The sequence below is a fragment of the Streptomyces sp. NPDC107517 genome (genome assembly GCF_055582645.1).
In genome coordinates this window covers 1-1,317 of record NZ_JBVJPM010000101.1, presented here as the reverse complement: position 1 = coordinate 1,317, position 1,317 = coordinate 1, and the positions used below count along the sequence as shown (strand labels likewise).

Below are 1,317 nucleotides of genomic sequence, written 5' to 3'. Positions count from 1 at the left end.
TGAAGTTCCCCCTCTGAGCTGGACAGCCTGATACTGGGACGACAGGTCCCGGAGGAAGCAGTTCCAGGTAGTGAGCAAGAAGAGCAACACGAGCAAGCGATACACGGCCGAGTTCAAGCGGGACGCGGTCGCGCTAGTCCACTCGTCGGGGAAGACGGTGACCGAGGTCGCCCGGGAACTCGGGGTGAGCCCGGAGGGCCTGCGGAACTGGGTGAACCAGGACAAGGCTGACCGGGGCCAGGGGTCGGCGGGTGCACTGACCAGCGACGAGAAGGAAGAACTGCGTCGCCTGCGGCGGGAGAACCGGGAACAGCAGCAGACGATCGAGGTCCTGAAAAAAGCCGCGGCCTTCTTCGCGAGGGAGTCGACGAAGTAGCCGTGCGCTACGCGTTCATCGATGCGGAGAGGGCCACCGAGACGAACCCCGGTGGTCACAGTGTCGCCCTGTTGTGCCGGGTGCTGGGCGTGTCCCGCTCGGGCTACTACGCGCATCTGTCCGGGCGTGCGGCGGCCGAGGAACGAGCCCGCCGGGAGGACCGACTGGTCGCCGAGATCCGGCACGTCCACGACGTGTCGCGGCGGGCCTACGGAGCCCCGAGGGTCACAGCCGCGCTCCAAAGGGGCGGGCGCCGTGTCAATCGCAAGCGCGTCGAGCGGCTGATGCGTGAGCACGGCATCAGCGGGATCACCCGCAGACGGCGTCGCGGCCTGACCCGGGCGGACCGCAACGCGATCGCGTCGCCGGATCTGGTGGGCCGGGACTTCACGGCCGCCGAGCCGGGCACGAAGCTGGTCGGCGACATCACTTACCTGCCCACGCTGGCCGGCTGGTGGTATCTGGCCACGGTGATCGACCTGGCTACCCGCGAGGTCGTCGGCTACGCGATGGCAGACCACCACCGGGCCGGCCTCGTCGTCGACGCCCTGCGGATGGCCGCCGGACGGGGCGCCTTGAAGGAGGGCTGCATCACGCACTCGGACCGCGGAGCGGAATACACCTCACGTGAATACCGCACCGTCATAAAGGAGTTGGGACTGCGGCAGAGTATGGGCAGAACGGGCTCCTGCTACGATAACGCCGCAGCTGAGAGCTTTTTCGGCCTCCTGAAGGCGGAGATCGGGACCACCGTCTGGGAATCCCACGAACGGGCCCGCGCGGATGTCTTCCACTTCATCGAGGTCGAGTACAACCGCACCCGCCTGCGGAAACATCCCATCTACGGATACGTCACCCCGATCGAAACCCGGGCCCTGACGGCACAAGCTCTCACCCCCGCGGCATAACCACCCGCTGTCCATGCCCAGGGGGGAACTTCA

At 67.1% G+C, this 1,317-nt stretch carries 2 protein-coding genes; both read left to right on the top strand.

Going from position 1 to position 1,317, the window contains the following annotated elements; translation table 11 throughout:
• Positions 1 to 70 precede the first annotated feature (70 nt).
• A complete protein-coding gene (locus tag ACZ67T_RS46310) occupies positions 71 to 376 on the top strand; it encodes a transposase (RefSeq protein ID WP_469993108.1) in 306 nt (101 codons plus the stop codon).
• Positions 377 to 378: 2 nt separating this feature from the next.
• The gene (locus ACZ67T_RS46305) at positions 379 to 1,284 is read left to right on the top strand and encodes an IS3 family transposase (protein WP_469993106.1); all 906 of its coding nucleotides are present in this window, start codon (positions 379 to 381) and stop codon (positions 1,282 to 1,284) included.
• Positions 1,285 to 1,317: the final 33 nt, after the last annotated feature.